The organism is Methylibium rhizosphaerae (genome assembly GCF_006386545.1).
GTDB classification, from domain to species: Bacteria; Pseudomonadota; Gammaproteobacteria; order Burkholderiales; family Burkholderiaceae_C; genus Pseudorivibacter; species Pseudorivibacter rhizosphaerae.
On sequence record NZ_SWAR01000142.1, the window covers coordinates 1 to 1,104 of the forward strand.

General features: G+C 56.9%; 1 protein-coding gene. It reads right to left on the reverse strand.

Features of this window, described 5'->3' with window-relative positions:
- Positions 1–183: 183 nt before the first annotated feature.
- Positions 184–963, reverse strand: coding sequence for an N-formylglutamate amidohydrolase (locus E8D38_RS27825; RefSeq protein ID WP_140637552.1), 780 nt, complete (start codon positions 961–963; stop codon positions 184–186).
- Positions 964–1,104 lie beyond the last annotated feature (141 nt).

A 1,104-nucleotide genomic window follows, 5' to 3' on the forward strand; every position in this document is an offset into this window, starting at 1 on the left:
TTCATCGCGTACTCGGCGCTGGCAAAGCTGCGTTGGCTCATGTTGGCGTGGCTGTGTCCGGGTTCCGCGCGGCATGCATGCATCGTGCCGGAGCGGTCAATTGATCAGCGTCTCCCTAACGTTTGACATGAGAGGCATGACCCGGCTTGCCGGGGCATGTCCTCTCGATGGAAGGGTTAGGCTTCACTTTGCCAAGTAGCCGTAGTGGTTGAGGAACGTCGTGATCGCCTCTGCAAAATGCTCTGCCAAACTCCAGCTTGCGCGCTGGTTCTTGCCAAACTCAAATTGAATGGCATCAATGCCTTGAGGCCGGTGACTGCCATAGAAGAACACGGTGTGCCCGCCAGCAAAGCGGCGATCTTCTTCCAACGACACCGAGCCAAGACTGGGATTGACGTTGTATCCCTTTGAAGCGAGTCCACCCAGGATGCTCTTCTCTCCCTGGATTGCTTCTATCCCGTGCTTCTGAACAAGAGCCTTGACCGTCAAACCAGCGCGGGTGCCTCGGAAGGTGGTATTTGGATCTTCTGACTGCCCGTGTATGTCTAAAAGCAGAGCGCCTTGAGGAAACGCAACGCGTAGCTCAGAAACGTGACGAGCGACTTCTGCGTGGTAGGCCTGATAGGTGGGTAAAGCCTCTGGCGATTGCATCGCATCTTGTTCGGCGCGGTTTGCATCTAGGTACTTGCGGCTGAACTTGGCGATCACCAATCTCGGGCGAGCTTTGAGTTTCTGTTCCAGAAGCGAGGCTACCTTCTCCGCGAGCGGTCGGGTTCCAAGATCTCGAACCGTGGCTCCGACTGTGCGAACTGGAACCGAACCAATGGATTCATCGCCATCGTGAGGAACGGTGAGGAGTAGCGGCAGTGATCCTCCTAATGAGGCAACAAGCGGGCTATCGGCGGCCACAGCTCCAGGCAGAGCTGCGGCAACAGAGGCAAGAATCAGAGATCTGCGGTGCATAGTTACTCGTTCTATGAAGCCTAACGTTCGACATGAGCGGCGACCGTAGGCAAGCGCAGCTTGCCGGAGGGTGTCCGCTCGATGGAGTGGTTAGGCCAGCAGCCTAGACCGGAGCCCCAAGCATGCGAACACGCACCAATG